This is a genomic window from Streptomyces sp. NPDC039424 (assembly GCF_055639495.1).
Genome location: NZ_JBVKAI010000016.1, coordinates 43,768 through 59,159, shown reverse-complemented (window position 1 = coordinate 59,159; position 15,392 = coordinate 43,768). Strand labels below are relative to the sequence as shown.

The 15,392-nt window shown below is 73.4% G+C and carries 14 protein-coding genes; 5 read left to right on the top strand and 9 right to left on the bottom strand.

Annotation, left to right across the window (positions count from 1 at the left end):
• Positions 1-81 precede the first annotated feature (81 nt).
• Positions 82-726, bottom strand: a complete 645-nt coding sequence (infC, locus tag ACZ7L0_RS31765) for a translation initiation factor IF-3 (RefSeq protein ID WP_471246086.1) — start codon at positions 724-726, stop codon at positions 82-84.
• Between the two features lie 368 nt (positions 727-1,094).
• On the opposite strand from infC, the gene ACZ7L0_RS31760 reads away from it, so the two are divergent.
• Complete coding sequence (locus ACZ7L0_RS31760) at positions 1,095-1,463, top strand: DUF1844 domain-containing protein (RefSeq protein WP_132853700.1); 369 nt, start codon at positions 1,095-1,097, stop codon at positions 1,461-1,463.
• Positions 1,464-1,473: 10 nt separating this feature from the next.
• Here ACZ7L0_RS31760 and ACZ7L0_RS31755 read toward each other — a convergent pair whose 3' ends face one another.
• The gene (locus tag ACZ7L0_RS31755) at positions 1,474-2,205 is read right to left on the bottom strand and encodes an SseB family protein (protein ID WP_471245977.1); all 732 of its coding nucleotides are present in this window, start codon (positions 2,203-2,205) and stop codon (positions 1,474-1,476) included.
• A gap of 150 nt (positions 2,206-2,355) precedes the next feature.
• On the opposite strand from ACZ7L0_RS31755, the gene ACZ7L0_RS31750 reads away from it, so the two are divergent.
• Entirely contained in the window at positions 2,356-3,354 is a 999-nt protein-coding gene (locus ACZ7L0_RS31750; RefSeq protein WP_471245976.1) for a serine hydrolase, read from the top strand.
• 10 nt (positions 3,355-3,364) lie between these two features.
• Here ACZ7L0_RS31750 and mycP read toward each other — a convergent pair whose 3' ends face one another.
• Positions 3,365-4,540 carry a type VII secretion-associated serine protease mycosin gene (mycP, locus tag ACZ7L0_RS31745; RefSeq protein WP_471245975.1) on the bottom strand — a complete coding sequence of 392 codons (1,176 nt, stop codon included), beginning with the start codon at positions 4,538-4,540 and terminating at the stop codon, positions 3,365-3,367.
• Positions 4,537-5,349, bottom strand: a complete 813-nt coding sequence (locus ACZ7L0_RS31740) for a hypothetical protein (protein ID WP_471246085.1) — start codon at positions 5,347-5,349, stop codon at positions 4,537-4,539. Before ACZ7L0_RS31740 ends, mycP begins: the two co-directional genes overlap by 4 nt.
• Positions 5,350-6,812: 1,463 nt before the next feature.
• Here ACZ7L0_RS31740 and ACZ7L0_RS31735 point away from each other — a divergent pair.
• The gene (locus ACZ7L0_RS31735) at positions 6,813-8,015 is read left to right on the top strand and encodes an amino acid deaminase/aldolase (protein ID WP_471245974.1); all 1,203 of its coding nucleotides are present in this window, start codon (positions 6,813-6,815) and stop codon (positions 8,013-8,015) included.
• A 10-nt stretch (positions 8,016-8,025) separates the two neighbouring features.
• On the opposite strand, the gene ACZ7L0_RS31730 is transcribed toward ACZ7L0_RS31735, so the two are convergent.
• The 4 genes from ACZ7L0_RS31730 to ACZ7L0_RS31715 are packed head-to-tail and all read right to left on the bottom strand — an operon-like array spanning position 8,026 to position 12,839.
• Entirely contained in the window at positions 8,026-9,267 is a 1,242-nt protein-coding gene (locus ACZ7L0_RS31730) for an HAD family hydrolase (RefSeq protein WP_471245973.1), read from the bottom strand.
• A gap of 26 nt (positions 9,268-9,293) precedes the next feature.
• The gene (locus tag ACZ7L0_RS31725; protein ID WP_471245972.1) at positions 9,294-10,094 is read right to left on the bottom strand and encodes a 3-oxoacyl-ACP reductase; all 801 of its coding nucleotides are present in this window, start codon (positions 10,092-10,094) and stop codon (positions 9,294-9,296) included.
• A gap of 7 nt (positions 10,095-10,101) precedes the next feature.
• Entirely contained in the window at positions 10,102-11,466 is a 1,365-nt protein-coding gene (locus ACZ7L0_RS31720) for an aldehyde dehydrogenase family protein (protein WP_471245971.1), read from the bottom strand.
• Positions 11,467-11,474: 8 nt separating this feature from the next.
• Positions 11,475-12,839 (bottom strand): glutamine synthetase family protein, encoded by a 1,365-nt coding sequence (locus ACZ7L0_RS31715; protein WP_471245970.1) that lies wholly within the window; start codon positions 12,837-12,839, stop codon positions 11,475-11,477.
• A 106-nt stretch (positions 12,840-12,945) separates the two neighbouring features.
• Between ACZ7L0_RS31715 and ACZ7L0_RS31710 the strand changes: the two genes are divergently transcribed.
• Together ACZ7L0_RS31710 and ACZ7L0_RS31705 are read left to right on the top strand one after the other, a co-directional pair.
• Positions 12,946-13,680, top strand: a complete 735-nt coding sequence (locus tag ACZ7L0_RS31710; RefSeq protein WP_471245969.1) for a FadR/GntR family transcriptional regulator — start codon at positions 12,946-12,948, stop codon at positions 13,678-13,680.
• 67 nt (positions 13,681-13,747) lie between these two features.
• Positions 13,748-14,434, top strand: a complete 687-nt coding sequence (locus ACZ7L0_RS31705; protein WP_471245968.1) for a gamma-glutamyl-gamma-aminobutyrate hydrolase family protein — start codon at positions 13,748-13,750, stop codon at positions 14,432-14,434.
• Between the two features lie 13 nt (positions 14,435-14,447).
• On the opposite strand, the gene ACZ7L0_RS31700 is transcribed toward ACZ7L0_RS31705, so the two are convergent.
• The gene (locus tag ACZ7L0_RS31700) at positions 14,448-15,380 is read right to left on the bottom strand and encodes a LysR family transcriptional regulator (protein ID WP_471245967.1); all 933 of its coding nucleotides are present in this window, start codon (positions 15,378-15,380) and stop codon (positions 14,448-14,450) included.
• Positions 15,381-15,392 lie beyond the last annotated feature (12 nt).

Here is a 15,392-nt window from a genome sequence, read left to right as displayed (position 1 = left end):
CGGTGCCCGGTCGTGAAACCGGGCACTGTGGAGCGTCGCTCTTGTATCGGTTACATCCTTGGGGACTCGCGTCCCCCGGGATCACGCCTCGGCGGGCTCCTCGGAAGGCGCCTCTGCCTCGGCCTCGGCGGGGTTCTGCGAGCGACCGGGGTTGGCCTTCGCCTCCGCCTTGCGGGCTTCCTGCGCCTGGCGAGCCTCGGCCATCGCCTCGGTCTTCTTCTTGTGCGGACCGAGAACCATGATCATGTTTCGGCCGTCCTGCTTCGGGTTCGACTCGACGAACCCGAGGTCCTGGACGTCCTCCGCGAGACGCTGCAGCAGTCGGTAGCCCAGCTCGGGACGGGACTGCTCGCGACCACGGAACATGATCGTGATCTTGACCTTGTCGCCCTGCTTGAGGAACCGGACGACGTGACCCTTCTTGGTGTCATAGTCGTGCGGGTCGATCTTCGGCCGGAGCTTCATCTCCTTGATGACCGTGTGCGCCTGGTTCTTGCGCGCCTCACGGGCCTTCATGGCCGACTCGTACTTGAACTTCCCGTAGTCCATGAGCTTGCACACGGGCGGACGGGCGTTCGCCGCGACCTCGACCAGGTCCAGGTCGTACTCCTGCGCAAGCTCCAGTGCCTTGGCCAGGGGGACGATGCCCACCTGCTCGCCACTGGGACCGACAAGTCGCACCTCGGGAACGCGAATCCGGTCGTTGATGCGGGGCTCGGCGCTGATGGATCCTCCTCGGTAGCACCACGCGACGGTCTGGCGGACAGCCGCGTAACGTCTGTATTCGATAGACCTAACCGCGCCGAAGCAGAAAAAATGCCCCGGACGATCACAGGCGGGGCTCCAATGACTACCGGAGCACCGCCGCGGTGACCGCGGGGCGCACATTCGGGCGACTCCATCGTCCGTACGGAACGATGGTGGCCGCCTGACCGGGTGACCCGCCGTCCCGGAGGGCGGTCGGGTGGGAGATCGGAGCCTCCACTTGTGGGCCGGACACATGGATGTCCAGCCGGTCGTTACACAAGGTTAGCAGCAACGGTGGGGAAGGGCTAATCGGAAGGCGTGCCCGGGAACCACCTATCGTGTGGGGCATGAGTGAGACCTCCCCCTCCGGCCCCGCCGAGCAGCCCGACTTCGACGAGATGACCCGCGACATCGCGGAGGTGCCCGCCGTCGAGGTGATCGTGACGGTCGCCGTCAACCTGATGAGCGCCGCGGCGGTGAAGCTCGGACTGACCGAGGAGGGCGACAAGCACAAGGACCTCGACGAGGCCCGCAAGCTGGTCACGGCCCTCGCCGGCCTGCTGGACGCGAGCACGACCGAGATCAGCTCCTTCCACGCGGCGCCGCTGCGCGACGGCCTGAAGTCGCTGCAGCTGGCCTTCCGCGAGGCGTCGATCGTCCCGGACGAGCCGGGCCAGGGGCCGGGTGAGAAGTACACCGGCCCGGTCTACGGCTAGCAGTCCAGATTCACTCTCGTACGAACACGGGCTCGCCCGGAGGCGTCGTCCCGGCCGGCAGGAGTGCCAGGTCGAGACCGCGCACCAGGCGGGCCCTGAGTGTTTCGTCGGCGGCGAGGCGCTGGGCGACCGAGCGGGCGGCCTCGGCGGGTCCGGCGGCCGGATCGAGGACCAGGGCGAGGGTGCCGTCGGCCTGACCGGGCCCGAGGTGGGCGCGGAGCACGGCGGGTTCGGCGGCCACGGCGGTGCGGACGGCCTCGACGACGGCCGGGTCGGCCAGCGGGTCGGTCGTCGCACGGCCCTCGGCGAGAGCGAGCAGCGCGGGGCCCGACAGCTCGAACGGCACCGGACCGGACAGGTCCAGCACGATCGTGTCCGCCTTCTCGTGCGCGGCGGCCTGGAGGGCCTGGTGCAGGGGTACGGCGACGGGCCGGGCCCCGGGATCCCAGCGGGCCAGGGAGTCGGTGGAGGTGAAGGCCGGGAGGGCGGTGCGCTGACCCGCCTTCAGGGTCGGCACGGCCATGTCGCTGGTCTTCTCGCGGCGCAGTCCGTTCTCGTCCTCCTCGACCTCACCGAGCACGGCCACGACCGGGACCAGCAGCCGGGCGCCCCTGAGCGCCTCCAGGACCGGGCCGACGGCGGTGCGGTCCTCGGACCAAGCGGCGAGCGCGGCGCTCAGCCGGGGGTCGGCGGAGCCGTCGTCGTCGGAGAAGCCGGGGTCGGGAATGTTCTTGTTCGCCACGGTCACCGACCCTATAGGGGGGATGCTGCTGGGCTTGTGCGGCCCCGGAAACCCGGCGGTCACAGCTTTCACAGGAATCTCAGATTTCCCTGACGCACTTCTAACTCTCGTCTAACGGGGCGCACAGTCCCCGCCCCCAGCATCGCGGTCATGGAGTCTTCCAGAGCCCGCCGACGCCGCCGCGCTCGTCCGCCCCGGCGCCGTCCGCTCGTCCACCTCGCCGTCGCCGCCGTCGCCGTCGTCGGGGTGACGGCGGCCGGGACGGTGTACGTGAAAGCGCGGGCGCACACCGGTGGCGGCGCCGTATCGTCGGTGGCGTCGCCGTCGGCCTCCTCCTCGGCCTCGGCGAGTGGGGAGGCGTCGGTGGAACCCGTGGCCCAGCCGGCCGTGCGGCGGGACGCGCTGCTGTCGAAGGCCATGGCCTCGGTGACCGTGCCGTCGCCCGCGAAGGTGTCGGCGGCCGTGCTGGCCCTGGCCTCCGGGGAGAGCGCGGCATATGGCGACGACGCCGCCTTCGACACGGCGAGCATCGTCAAGGTCGACATCCTGGCGACACTGCTGCTGCAGGCGCAGGACGCGGGCCGGCATCTCACGGCGGCCGAGAAGGCGTACGCCACGAAGATGATCGAGAACAGCGACAACGACTCGGCGTCGGCGCTGTGGCGGACCATCGGCAAGGCGGACGGGCTGGACGCCGCCAACAAGCGCTTCGGGCTCACGGGGACCACGGGCGGCGACGGCATGCTGTGGGGGCTCACCCAGACCGACGTCGCGGACCAACTGACCTTGCTCCAGCAGGTGTTCGCGGACGACTCCGAGCTCAGCGACGCCTCGCGGGCCTATCTGCGGGGGCTGATGGAGAACATCGAGTCCGATCAGCACTGGGGGGTTTCGGCCGCGGCCGACGGCTCCGCGTGGGCGCTGAAGAACGGGTGGCTGGCGCGCAGCACGACGGGCCTGTGGGACGTCAACAGCATCGGGCGGGTGACGGTCGACGGCGACGACTACCTGGTCGCGGTGCTGTCGAACGGCAACGCGAGCCAGGAGAAGGGCATTTCGCTGGTCGAGTCGGCGGCGAAGGCCGCGGTGTCGGCGTTCACCGGGACCGGCGCGGGTACCGCGTCGGCCTCGGCGTCCCGGGCGGGGTGACCGGTGGCCCTCAGTAGCCGTCGTGCTCCCGCTCCCGGCGGCGGCTCCGCCACAGGACGACCGCCGCGACGAGGAGCACCCCTCCGGTGCTGCCGGCCAGCGGTCCCGCCCAGCCCGACGATCCGTCGGTGTCCTCGGCCACGTCCGGGCCGGAGCCGAAGTACTTGTCGCCGTAGGCGGCCGAGTGGAGGCCGTCCGGCTCGAGGCGGGCGGCGGCCTTGATGGCGGCGGCGGGATCGACGAAGCCGTAGCCCCGGGAGTCGTCGCGGCCGTCGCTGGGGGTGTCCCGGGCGGTGTCCTCCAGGAGCTTCTTGATCTGGGCCGGGGTCAGACCGGGATGGGCGGCCTTGACCAGCGCGACGGCGCCGGAGACGAACGCGGACGCCGCGCTCGTCCCCCAGCCCTCGTAGTACTTGTGGTCCGGGTCGGCGATGACGACGTTGACGCCGGGCGCGCTGACGGTGGCGTACCAGCGCCGGGTGGAGAAGGAGGCGCGGGTGCCGTAGCGGTCGACGGCGGTCGCGGCGATGACGCCCGGGTAGGCGGCCGGGTAGGAGATGTGGTCGCCCTTCTCGCCGCCGTTGCCGGCCGAGGCGACCACGACGGCGCCCTTCTTGAGGGCGTACTGGACGGCCTCGTCCTCGCTGGGTTCGGGGTGGGCGGAGGCGGAGTCGTCGCCGAGGGAGAGGTTGATGACGTCGGCGCCCTGGTCGGCGGCCCAGCGGATGCCCTCGGCGAGGGCGTCGCCGCGGGTGGAGCGGGCCTTGCTGCGGGCGGGGTCGCCGTCCTCCAGGATCACCCGGACGGGGAGGATCCTCGCCTCGGGGGCGACGCCCATGACGCCGTCGCCGTCGCCGGGCCCGTGTCCGTGGCCGGCGATGATGCCGGCCATCGCGGTGCCGTGCCGGGCCCAGGTGCGGTCGCCGCGCTGGGCGCCGAAGCCGATCATGTCCCTGCCGGTCAGGACGTTGCCCTCCAGGTCCGGGTGGTCCTCCTCGACACCGGTGTCCAGGACGGCGACGGTGATGCCGCTCCCCTTGGTGGTGCGCCAGGCCTCCTGGGTGTGCATGGCGGACAGGGCCCACTGCTTGGCGCGGATGCTGTCGGCGTGCGCCACGGTGGACGGCAGGAGGGCGATCGAGCCGGCGAGGAGGAGGCTCAGGGCAGCCCCGGCCGTACGGTTCATGAGGGGCTCTCCGTGGCCGAGCTGACGGTCTTGCGCAGGTTCCGTTCGATGCGGTCGGCGAGGCCCCGCGCCTCGTTGCCGAGGCCCGCCTGGGCGGGGGCCGTGGTGGCGCCGGAGCGCACGGCGTCCGCCGCGGGTTGCGGGTCGTCCACGGGGCGGCTGTCGGCCCAGCCGGAGACGGAGTAGGCGACGACCGGGGCGTCGGTGAGGACGGAGACGGTCCAGGAGGCGCGCTGCTTGGCGCCGAAGCCCGCGGCGACGGTGCCCTTCGCGGCGTACGGGCGGGGCATCAGGTCGCTGCGGCTGTCCAGGCCCTCTTTCTCGAAGCGGGCGGCCAGGGAGGTCATGGCGGCGGCGTCGGCCTTGGTGAAGAGCAGGCCGACGGTGGTGACATAGCTCTGGGTGGCGTCGGTGTAGGTGGCGCGCAGCAGCCGGCGGCAGCCGACGGGTGCGAGCGCCTTCCTGAGCAGCGGGTCGAAGGCGTCGGCGCAGCCGCTGTCGGGGGCGACGGCGATCCGTGTCCAGGTGCGGTCGGCGCCGCCGGGGCCCGCGCCGGTGCCTTCCACGGTGGGCGGGAAGAGCTGGTCGACGGGCACGCTGTGCCACAGGTCGGCGCCCGCGGCGTAACCGCCCACGGCTGCGGTGCTCCCCTCGCCTCCGGTGAGCCAGCTCCCGGTCACCGCACCGCCGATGAGTCCAAGGCCGAGCACCACGCAGGCGGCGGCAGCGGCCGTACGGGGGCCTACCCGCACGCCCAGCGGCCGGGGCCGCCCGCGCTCGTCGTACCCCTCGGTCTCCCCGAACGACACGACGGCCGGTACGGCCGCGCTCCAGGAGAGCGCCGGGTCCGGGGTCAGGGCCGGGGCACTCGCCGCCGGGGGCGCCGGGGGCGGAGACGTCCGGGTTCCGCGCGCGGTCTCCGGAGCGGCCGACCGGATCGGGCGCAGCCGGGCGGTGGTCTCCGAGGCGGTCTCGGCCGGGGCTCCGGTACGCCGCTGGGGCACCACGGGACGGTGGCTCGGCCGGGGCGGAACACCGTCCCCACCCGCCTCGCCACCGACGGACGGCGGGGCATCGGGAAAACGGGCCGAAGAGGGGACCTCGGCCGGGGCGGCCGAACGCCGCTGGGGCACCGCCGGGCGGTGGCTCGGCCGGGGCGGAACACCGTCCCCACCCGCCTCGCCACCGACGGACGGCGGGGCATCGGGAAAACGGGCCGAGGAGGGGGGCGGCGGGGCCGTGGGTGCGGGGTTCCGTGCGGCGAAGGCGGGGCGGAGGTACGGGAAGCCCGGCCGCTGGTCCGAGGAGCCCTGGCCGGTACGGCCCGCGTGCGCCTCACCCGTGGCCCGACCCGCCGCCGAACCGGAACGCCCCGGCACGCCCGGCCCACGCGAGCCGGACGGGGCACCGTTCGCGGCCGTACGCGGCCCCGAGGAGCCACTGCCCCCCGCGGGCCGCGATCCCGAGGAGCCGTCGCCGCTTCCGCCGCGCGAGCCCGACGGGCCACTACCGCCTGCGGCACGCGACCCGGAGGGGGCGGCACCGGACGCCGTACGCGAACCCGACGAGGCACCGCCCGCCGCGGGACGCGAACCGAAGAAGCCGTCACCGCCCCCGGCGCGCGAACCCGACGGGCTGCTACCACCGCCTGCCGCACGCGCCCCGGAAGGCGCGTCGTCCGACGCCGTACGCGAACCCGACGAGGCGCCACCCGCTACGGGACGCGAACCGAAGAAGCCGCCGTCGCCGCTCGTGGCACGCACCCCGGACGGAGCGTCGCCACCCGCCGTACGCGAACCCGAGGGACCGCCGCCGCCCACCGGACGCGAGCCCGGGGAACCGTCGCCACTGCCCTCCGCACGCGCCCCGGACGGGGTGCCGTCGGGCGTCGTACCGGCATCCGACGGGGTGTCAGCGTCTTCTCTGCGGTGGGGGACCGTGCCCGGGCCGGTGTCCCGGGAGGCCCCCGGCCGCCGGTCCCCTTCCGGGGAGTCGTCGCCCGTCGGGGTGGGATCGTGGGAAGGGCGTGGGGGGACGGGGGCGTGCCGCGCTTCCGTGCTCATGCACCCCCCGCTTCCTCGTGCCGTTACGCATACCCGCACACGTGGACCGGCATCCCGGCGCAGGGCAAGCGGCCGAGGTGGTTCCACCGTGCGTGTGCGCGTCACTCTACGGCTTGGTCCCGGTCGAACGGGAACCAGTCCACGAGCCCGGGGCATCTGCCCGGAACGTCCCCCTACCCTGCGGTAATCCTGTCTGGCAGGCTTCGTGCATGACTGCGCGCGCCTCCGACCGGGCCCGTTACGACCGGGCCACCGCCCATCTGGACGCCCCTCTCGCGATCGTGGACCTGGACGCCTTCGACGCCAACGCGGACGACCTCGTCCGCCGGGCCGGCGGGAAGCCGATCCGCGTGGCCAGCAAGTCCGTGCGCTGCCGTGCCCTGCTGGAGCGGGTGCTGGCGAAGGACGGGTTCGAGGGGATCATGTCCTTCACTCTGGCCGAGTCGCTGTGGCTCGCCCGTTCCGGCTTCGACGACGTGCTGCTCGCCTATCCGTCCGCCGACCGGGCCGGTTACGCCGAGCTCGCCGGCGATCCCAAGCTCGCCGCCGCCGTCACGGTGGTGATCGACGACCCCGCCCAGCTGGATCGGATCGACGCCGCGCGGGCCGGTGGCGGTGAAGTGGTGCGGGTCTGCCTGGAGTTGGACACCTCGCTGAAGCTGCTCGGCGGCCGGGTCCGGGTGGGTGCGCGCCGTTCGCCGCTGCACTCCCCCGCCCAGGTCGCCGACCTGGCGCGGGCGGTGACCCGGCGGCCGGGTTTCAAGCTGGTGGGGATCATGGCGTACGAGGGGCACATCGCCGGTGTCGGTGACGCCGTCGCCGGCCGGCCTTTCCGCTCGCGTGCCGTCCGGCTGATGCAGGCCACGGCCCGGCGTGAACTGGTCGAGCGGCGGGCCGCGGTGGTGCGGGCGGTCCGGGCGGTGGCGCCCGGCCTGGAGTTCGTCAACGGCGGCGGCACGGGCAGCGTGCAGCACACCGCGGCGGAGGCCGTCGTCACCGAGATCGGAGCCGGTTCGGGGCTGTACGTGCCGCGGCTGTTCGACAACTACACGTCCTTCACCGGCCGTCCGGCCGCCCTGTTCGCCATGCCCGTCGTACGGCGGCCGGGGGTCGGGGTCGTGACCGTGCTCGGCGGCGGCTACCCGGCCTCCGGCGCACCCGGTCCCGACCGGCTGCCGGTGCCGTACCTCCCGGAGGGGCTGCGCTACGACCCGCAGGAGGGGCCCGGCGAGGTGCAGACCCCGCTGCTCGGCTCGCCCGCCGACGATCTGCTGATCGGCGACAAGGTGTGGTTCCGGCACGCGAAGGCCGGTGAGCTGTGCGAGCGGTTCGACGAACTGCATCTCATCGAGGGGGACGCGGTGTCCGCGACGGTGCCGACGTACCGGGGCGAGGGGCACACGTTCCTCTGACCGGCCGGCGTCAGTAGACGCTGTCCGGCCGGTCCGGGACCACCGAGCCGTCGTCGCGCAGGAGCGGGCCCCGGGTGCCGTCGGGAGCGGTGCGGGCGCTGGTCGAGCACGGGTACGGAGCCGGCCTGCGCGGCAGCGGTTCGAGGAACATGGGGTTCACCAGCCAGCGCCCGTCGGCGTCGTCGTAGGCCCGGCACATCAGCTCGGGCTTGTTGCGGTTGACGACGAGATGGGCGCCGGTGGCGTCGCCGACGAAGGTGACGTCGGTGTCGGCGTCGCCGGCCGCCAGCGCGGGCCGGTGCGGCCAGGGCTGGCGCTGCCAGGCGGCGGCGCCGTGGACCCCGTACACCTCCTGGTTGATCCAGCAGCGCTTGCCGTCGATGTACGGGATCACCTCGCCCCGGGTCGCGGGGACGCCGCCGCAGCCCTCGGTGCGGGCGGTGATGCGGCCGTGGCGGTCGAGGACGGAGCGGATGGCGAGGGTGTGGGCCGCGTCGACGCCGACGGCCCGGGACCAGACCTCGGTGATCGGCTCGGCGCCCGCGGAGACGACGTAGACGTCGAATCCGGCCCGCCGCAGTGTACGGATCAGCGCGCGCTGCTGGTCGTAGTAGCGGACGTAGGCGGGGACGGTGTGGGTGCCGACCGTCCGGGTCGCGCCGACGGGGGCGGCCAGGGCCTCGCGGCGGGCCGCGCGGGCGTAGGAGGCGAGTTCGGCCGGGGTGCGGCCTGCGAAGAGCTGGGGCACCCAGGCGTACTGCGGGACCGTGCGCCGGTGGTTCCAGGTGCCGGTGAAGGCCGGGGCGCCGCTCATGGTGGTGCCGGTCTCGCGGATCCGGAGGATCTCGTCCGTGCAGTGCGGGTCGGCGGCGGTGTGCAGGGGGGCGCCCGTCCCCGTGCCGCAGGCCTGTGTGAGGGCCCGGTCCGCGGCGTCCGTGAGCCAGGCGCTGGTGTCCTTCCAGCGGGCCGGGCGCGGGATCCTGTCGTGCCGCAGGGCCCAGGTGAGGGTGGCGTCGGTGACGTCGTTCTTGACGACGGTGTTGTCCCAGTCGAAGGCGGCGACCGGGCGCGGGCCGGGGCGGGCGGCGCAGCCGCCGCGCTCGTCGATCACCTGCTGGAGGTGGGCGCGGTTGTCGCCGTACCACCCTCCCGGAAGGCGGGGGCAGGAGGTGCGTCCGGGCGTCGCCGAGGCGGTGGTCGCGGCCGCCAGGGCGGTGGCCGCGACCAGGGTCCACGCGAGAAGGTGTCGCATATGACCCGGACCGTACAGGTTCCTCCCTACAAGGGGGTGACGTACGCGCCCGAGATTCCGCCGTCCACCAGGAAGTCGGTGGCGTTGACGAAGGAGGAGTCGTCGCTGGCCAGGAAGGCGACGGCGGCGGCGATCTCCTCGGCCTCGGCGAAGCGGCCGAGCGGGATGTGCACCAGGCGGCGGGCGGCCCGCTCGGGGTCCTTGGCGAACAGCTCCTGCAAGAGGGGGGTGTTGACCGGGCCCGGGCACAGGGCGTTGACCCGGATGCCCTCCCGGGCGAACTGCACGCCCAGCTCTCGGGACATGGCCAGGACGCCGCCCTTGGAGGCGGTGTAGGAGATCTGCGAGGTGGCCGCGCCCATACGGGCGACGAAGGACGCGGTGTTGATGATGGAGCCCCTGCCCTGGCGGCGCATGTAGGGGATGGCGGCCTTGCAGCACAGGTAGACGGAGGTGAGGTTGACCTCCTGGACGCGCTTCCAGGCCTCCAGGCCGGTCTCCAGGATGGAGTCGTCGTCGGGCGGGGAGATGCCGGCGTTGTTGAAGGCGATGTCGACGCTGCCGTAGGTGTCGTGGGCGGCCTTGAAGAGGGCCTCGACCTGGTCGGGGTCGGTGACGTCGACCTTCACGAAGAGCCCGCCGACCTCCTCGGCGGCGGCCTTGCCGCGGGTCTCGTCGACGTCGCCGCAGACGACGTGCGCACCCTCGGAGGCGAGCCGGCGGGCGGTGGCGAGCCCGATGCCGCTGCCGGCTCCGGTGACGACGGCGGTACGGCCGGCCAGGCGGCGGCAGATGATGTCAGCGATGCTGTCGGGCTTGTCGGTCATGTGCGGCTCAGGCCTCCGTGCTGATGAAGACGTTCTTGGTTTCGGTGAAGGCGGTCAGGGCGTCCGGTCCGAGCTCGCGGCCGAGGCCGGACTGCTTGTAGCCGCCGAACGGAGTCCAGTAGCGGACGCTGGAGTGCGAGTTGACGGACAGGTTGCCCGCGCGGACGGCCCCGGAGACCCGCAGGGCGCGACCGATGTCGCGGGTCCAGATGGAGCCGGAGAGGCCGTACGGGGTGTCGTTGGCGAGGCGGATCGCGTCCTCCTCGTCGGTGAACGGCAGCAGCACGGCGACGGGGCCGAAGATCTCCTCGCGGGCCGCGGCGGAGTCGGGCCGCTCGCCGGTGAGCACGGTCGGCGGGAACCAGAAGCCGGGCCCGTCGGGGGCGCTGCCGCGCAGGGCGGGCGCGTCCTCGGGTACGAATCCCCTCACCCGGTCGAGCTGCTGACGGGAGATCAGCGGACCCATCTGGGTCTTCTCGTCGGCCGGGTCGCCCACCACCACGGCGGACAGCGCGTCGGCGAGCAATTCGCGGACCTCGTCGTACACGGATTCCTGGACCAGGACGCGGGTGCGGGCGCAGCAGTCCTGGCCGGAGTTGTCGAGGAAGGAGAAGGGGTCGACGGCTGCCTTGAGGTCGGCGTCGGCGAAGACGATGTTGGGGCTCTTGCCGCCGAGTTCGAGGGTGACCGGCTTGACCTGGTCGGCACACAGGGCCATGACGCCCTTGCCGACCCGGGTGGAGCCGGTGAAGACGATCTTGGCGACGTGGGGGTGCCGTACGAGCGCGTCGCCCGCGATGTCGCCGCGTCCGGGCAGGACCTGGAAGAGGTGGTCCGGGAGCCCGGCCTCCAGGGCGAGTTCGGCGAGCCGCAGCGCGGTGAGCGGGGTGGTCTCGGCGGGCTTGAGGACGACGGCGTTCCCGGCCGCGAGGGCGGGGGCCGTCCCCCAGGCGGCGATCGGCAGGGGGAAGTTCCAGGGGGCGATCACGCCGACGACGCCGAGCGGTTCGAGGATGGTGACGTCCAGGCCGCCGGGCACCGGGATCTGCCGGCCCGCGAGCCGCTCCACTCCCCCGGCCGCGTAGTCGAGGAGGTCACGGACGTTGCCCGCCTCCCACCGGGCGTTGCCGATGGTGTGGCCGGCCTCCCGGACCTCCGACCGGGCGAGTTCCTCGATGTGTTCGTCGACCACGGCGGCGAAGCGGCGCAGCAGCCGGGCCCGGTCGGCGGGCGCGACGGCGGCCCATGCGCGCTGGGCCCGCTCGGCGCGGTGGACGGCGGCGTCGACGTCCTGCTCGACGGCGCCGGGAACGGTCGCGATGACCTCTTCCGTCGCGGGGTTGAAAATGTCGAGTTCATACGGCTGGGACAAGTGATCCCTCACATGCGTTCGAAGGAGCGGCGCAGCTCCCAGTCGGTGACCGCGGCGTCGAAGGCGTCGAGTTCGACGCGCGCCATGTTGCGGTAGTGGGCGACGACCTCGTCGCCGAAGGCGGCCCGGGCGATCGTGCTGTTCTCCCAGAGGTCGGCGGCCTCGCGCAGGGTGGTGGGCACGTGTGCGAAGTCGGCGGTGTAGGCGTTGCCGGGGCAGGCCTCGGGCAGCTCCAGCTTCTGCTCGATGCCGTACAGGCCCGCGGCCACCAGCCCGGCCACCGCCAGGTGCGGGTTGACGTCGCCGCCGGGCAGCCGGTTCTCGAAGCGCAGGGAGCGGCCGTGGCCGACGACGCGGAGGGCGCAGGTGCGGTTGTCGTGGCCCCAGGCGACGGCGGTCGGGGCGAAGGAGCCGGGCTGGAAGCGCTTGTAGGAGTTGATGTTGGGGGCGTAGAGGAGGGAGAAGTCGCGGAGCGCGGCGAGCTGCCCGGCGAGGAAGTGGCGCATCACCTCCGACATGCCGCCTTCGAGGTCACCGGCCATGGCGTTGGCGCCGTCCGCGTCCGCGAGCGAGAGGTGGATGTGGCAGGAGTTGCCCTCGCGCTCGTTGTACTTGGCCATGAAGGTGAGGGACATGCCCTCCTGCGCGGCGATCTCCTTGGCGCCGGTCTTGTAGACGGCGTGCTGGTCGCAGGTGACGAGGGCCTCGTCGTACCGGAAGGCGATCTCGTGCTGGCCGGGGTTGCACTCGCCCTTGGCGGACTCGACGGTGAGTCCTGCGCCGGCCATCTCGTTGCGGATGCGGCGCAGCAGGGGCTCGATGCGGCCGGTTCCGAGGACCGAGTAGTCGATGTTGTACTGGTTGGCGGGGGTGAGGCCCCGGTAGTTCGCGTCCCAGGCCTGCTCGTAGGTGTCCTTGAAGACGATGAACTCCAGCTCGGTGCCGACCTGGGCGGTGTAGCCGAGCTCCGCCAGGCGCTCCAGCTGGCGGCGCAGGATCTGGCGGGGCGCGGCGAGGACCGGGGAGCCGTCGTTCCAGGCGAGGTCGGCGATGAGCATGGCCGTGCCCGCGTTCCAGGGGACACGGCGCAGGGTGGACAGGTCGGGGTGCATGGCGAAGTCGCCGTAGCCGCGGTCCCAGGAGGACATGGTGTAACCGTCGACGGTGTTCATCTCGGTGTCGACGGCGAGGAGGTAGTTGCAGCCCTCGGTGCCGTGCTGGAGGACCTCGTCGAGGAAGAAGCGTGCGGCGAACCGCTTGCCCTGCAGCCGCCCTTGCATGTCGGGGAAGGCCAGGACGACAGTGTCGATCTCACCGCCTGCGACGAGGGCGTGCAGCTCCTCGACGCTCAGCGGGGGTGTGCGGTCTGCCACGGGAGAGCCTCCTTCGGCTTCTTCGCGCGTCTTCGCGCTTTTTCGGCCGGGCCGGGAGCCATAAGGTATTGCGGAGAACCATTGCTTGGGAAGGGGGCGCGGCCGGATGTCAGTGGATGCCGAGGACGGTCCGGGCGACCGGCTCGCGCCGGTGCTGCGGCCGGTGCGGGCGGGCAACGGCTTCGAGGAGGCGCTGGAGCAGATCCTGCAAGTGGTCCGGCTCGGTCTGGTGCCGGGCGGGGAGCGACTGCCCGCCGAGCGGGAGCTGGCGGAGCGGCTGGGGATCAGCCGGGTGACGCTGCGCGAGGTGCTGAAGGTGCTCCAGGACCAGGGCCTGGTGGAGTCCCGGCGCGGGCGGTACGGCGGCACGTTCGTGCTGCCGCGCACGGACGCGGGCGGCGAGGACGAGCTGCGGCGCCGGATCCTGGCGGTCGACATCGAGGACGTGCTCCGCTTCCGGGAGGTGCTGGAGGCCGGCGCGGCCGGGCTGTGCGCGACGCACGGGCTGACCGGCGAGCAGGCGGCCCGGCTGCGCGAGGCGCTGGCCCGCACGCACGACGCGCCGCTCGCCGGCTACCGCCGCCTGGACACCCTGCTCCACCTCACCCTGGCGGAGCTGTGCGGCTCGCCGACGCTGACCGCGCAGTACGCGGCCGTCCGGGCGACGGTGAACGATCTGCTGGACTGCATCCCCCTCCTGGTGCGCAACCTGGAGCACTCGCAGCGGCAGCACACCGCGCTGGTCGAGGCGGTGCTGGACGGGGACGCGGACGGGGCGCGGGAGATCGCGCGGGAGCACTGCGCGGGAACGGCGGCGCTGCTGCGGGGGTTCCTGACCTGAGGGCTTGCCCTGCCCGTCGGAAGCCACAATGGTATGCACGTACACCAATGAGAGCCGGGGAGGCCGAGTGACCGCACGACCGCTGATCGGCGTCAGTACGTACCTGGAGTCCGCGGCGCGCTGGGGCGTGTGGGAGCTGGAGGCGGCCCTCCTGCCCTCCGCCTACCCGCGTCTGGTGCAGCGGGCCGGCGGGCTGGTCGCGATGCTGCCGCCGGACGAGCCCGGGCACGCGGCGGCCACGGTGGCCCGGCTCGACGGTCTGGTGATCGCGGGCGGCCCGGACGTGGACCCGTCCCGGTACGGCGCCGAGCGCGACCCCCGTACCGGCCCTCCCGCCCCCGCCCGGGACGCGTGGGAGCTCGCCCTGGTCGACGCGGCACTGGCCGCGCGAGTGCCGCTGCTGGGCATCTGCCGGGGCATGCAGCTGCTGAACGTGGCACTCGGCGGCACGCTCGTGCAGCATCTCGACGGGCACGCGGAGGTGGTCGGCGTGTTCGGCGGGCACCCGGTCAAGCCCGTCCCGGGCAGCCGGTACGCCGAGGCCGTACCGGAGGAGACGACCGTGCCGACCTACCACCACCAGGCGGTGGACCGGCTCGGCGAGGGCCTGTTCGCGTCGGCGTACGCGCAGGACGGGACGGTGGAGGCGATCGAGCTGCCGGCCTTTGCCGGGTGGGTGCTCGGGGTGCAGTGGCACCCGGAGATGGATGAGGACCTGCGGGTGATGCGGGCGCTGGTACGGGCGGCTTCGTGAGGTGAGCCTGAGGTCATCCCCGGGTCAGCGACAACAGCTCCCTCGCCGGGCCCACCGGCCGGTGCCCCGTCGGCCACACCGCCCGCAGGTCGCGGGCCAGGGAGACACCCTCCACCGGGATGCTCACCAGACGGCGCATGGCCAGCTCCTCCCCCACGGCGAGTTCACTGAGGACGGCCGGGCCCGCGCCGCTGACCGCCGAGGCCTTCACCGCCGTCGTCGAGGAGAGTTCGATGAGGGGGCGGGCCAGACCGCCGAGGGCCGCGTCCAGGACCTGGCGGGTGCCCGAGCCGCGCTCACGGAGGATCAGCGGGGTGGCGCCCAGCTCGGCGGCGGCGAGGGGACGCCGACGGCGGGCCCAGGGGTGGGCGGGGGCGGTGACGACGATCAGGCGGTCGTGGCCGATGACCGCGGAGTCCAGCCCGGCCGGCACCGTCAGGCCCTCCACGAAGCCCAGGTCGGCCTCGTCGGCCAGCAGCCGCTCGGCCACCGCCGCCGAGTTGCCGGCCAGCAGGGACACCGCCGTGTCCGGGCGTTCGGCGCGCAGGGCCAGGAGCCAGCCCGGCAGCAGGTACTCGGCGATGGTCATGCTCGCCGCCACCCGCAGCCGGGAGTCCCGGCGGTCCCTGAGCGCCTGCGCGCCCGCGTCGAAGGCCTCCGCCGCCTCCACCACCCGCCGCGCCCAGTCCGTCACCAGAGCACCGGCGTCCGTGAGCCGCGAGCCGCGCGGCGAGCGGTCCACGAGGGCCACGCCCAGCTGGCGCTCCATGGACCGGATCCGGCTGCTCGCCGCGGGCTGCGTGATGCCGACCTCCCGGGCCGCCGCCCCGAGACTGCCCAGCCGCGCCACCGCCAGCAGCAGCTCCAGCGCCCCGAGCTCCGGCACCCGGTACGCCAGCGATCCCGGCCCTCGCCGTTCCTCGGCCCCGCTCCTGCCCTCGCTCATAAGACCAGCTTA

Coding starts and splice junctions, on each gene's coding strand:
- ACZ7L0_RS31750 (WP_471245976.1), top strand. CDS start 2,356: ATGGAGTCTTCCAGAGCCCGCCGACGCCGCCGCGCTCGTCCGCCCCGG.
- ACZ7L0_RS31725 (WP_471245972.1), bottom strand. CDS start 10,094: ATGACCGACAAGCCCGACAGCATCGCTGACATCATCTGCCGCCGCCTG.
- ACZ7L0_RS31730 (WP_471245973.1), bottom strand. CDS start 9,267: ATGCGACACCTTCTCGCGTGGACCCTGGTCGCGGCCACCGCCCTGGCG.
- ACZ7L0_RS31735 (WP_471245974.1), top strand. CDS start 6,813: ATGACTGCGCGCGCCTCCGACCGGGCCCGTTACGACCGGGCCACCGCC.
- mycP (WP_471245975.1), bottom strand. CDS start 4,540: ATGAACCGTACGGCCGGGGCTGCCCTGAGCCTCCTCCTCGCCGGCTCG.
- ACZ7L0_RS31710 (WP_471245969.1), top strand. CDS start 12,946: ATGTCAGTGGATGCCGAGGACGGTCCGGGCGACCGGCTCGCGCCGGTG.
- ACZ7L0_RS31760 (WP_132853700.1), top strand. CDS start 1,095: ATGAGTGAGACCTCCCCCTCCGGCCCCGCCGAGCAGCCCGACTTCGAC.
- ACZ7L0_RS31700 (WP_471245967.1), bottom strand. CDS start 15,380: ATGAGCGAGGGCAGGAGCGGGGCCGAGGAACGGCGAGGGCCGGGATCG.